Annotated in this window: 1 protein-coding gene; it reads right to left on the bottom strand. The window is 66.8% G+C overall.

Annotated elements, in window-relative coordinates; all coding sequences use genetic code 11:
• Positions 1–1,278, bottom strand: a 1,278-nt coding sequence (locus BR41_RS21655) for a beta strand repeat-containing protein (protein WP_035061519.1), incomplete at both ends; no start/stop codon positions are given.

Raw genomic sequence — 1,278 nt, 5'->3', positions numbered from 1 at the left:
GCCGAGGGTGCCTTGCAAGTTGACGTCGCGACCGGCACCCAGCTGCAGGTTCTGAGCGACTTGAGTGGTACCGGTCAGGGTGGCGTCTTGGCCGGTGCGCAGCGTGGCGTTGCCGCCGGCGTTCAGGCTGCCGGCACTATTAATAGATAGATTGCCGTTCGTCGCGGTGAGGCTGGCATCGCCCAGCGTGACGAGCTGGTCGTTCACGGTGAGGTTGGCCCCGGCTGTGGCCGTGAGCGAGCCCTTGGTCGAGACCTTGCCCAGCGTCATGTCGCTGCCGGATTGCAGTCGCACGTTGCCCACGCTGTCGGTGGTGCCGGCCAGCGTCAGCGCATTGCCGGCGGTAGCGTTCAACGCACCGCCGGATTGCAGACTGCCGGTGTTGCTCAGGTTTTGCCCGGCTTGCAACGTGGCATCGCCCTTCCCTACCAGTTGCCCTTGATTGGTGAGGTTCTGGCCGGCGGTGAGCGTGGCGGTCTGGCCGGCGGAGAGTTTGCCGGTGAGCAGCGCATCTTGCTGCGCGGCGACGGTGAGCGCGCCCAGCGTGGTGATCGTGCCGCCGAGGTTGGCGCTGGTCTGCGATTGCAGCGTGGTGTTGCCACTGGTCTGCAGGGTGCCGGTCACGGCAAGCGGGCCGCCGCTGGCGATGCTCAGGTCGGTCTTAGTGAGCACGGTGCCGGCGATGGTGGTCGCGCCGGTGCTAGTCAATGCGGTAGTCGTGCCGCTTTGGGTTTGACCGGTGACAGCGAGCTGACCACCGGATTGCACCGCGAGGGCTTGGCTGCTGTTGAGCTGGCCGCTGACAATGACGTCGCCGACAGTGGTTTGCAGCGCCAGCGGGCCGGCGGTGTTGATGGTGCCGGGCACGGTGATGGCGTTCTGCGCGGCGATGCTGACACCAGCGTGGCCGTCGAGCTGGTCTTGGACGTTGACGCTGCCGTGTTGCGCCGTGAGGGTGGCGGCGTTCTGGGCGATGTTCTGGCCGGAGAGTTGCAGGTCTTGGCCCGCAGTGACGGTCAGCGCGCCGGCTTGGGTTTGCAGGCTGTGTGCTTGCAGCGTGTTGCCGCTGGTGAGGGTGAGGTCTTTGCCGACGGTAGCGGAGTTGGCGATGGTGAGGTTGCCGCCGGCTTGGCTGGTCAGATTGCCGACGACTTGCAGCGCGGCGCTGTGAGTCTGGTCGCCAGTCGAGGTCAGGCTGGCATTGCCGCCGACGCCGATTGCGCCGGTGGTGGTGAGTGCCCCGCCGCTGGTGGCGGTGAGGTTGCCGGTGGATTGCAG

Origin of the sequence: Andreprevotia chitinilytica DSM 18519, from assembly GCF_000711875.1 — a bacterium.
In the GTDB taxonomy this organism is placed as follows: domain Bacteria; phylum Pseudomonadota; class Gammaproteobacteria; order Burkholderiales; family Chitinibacteraceae; genus Andreprevotia; species Andreprevotia chitinilytica.
Note: the sequence above shows the minus strand (reverse complement) of the source record. Positions and strands in the feature narration are given on the sequence as shown.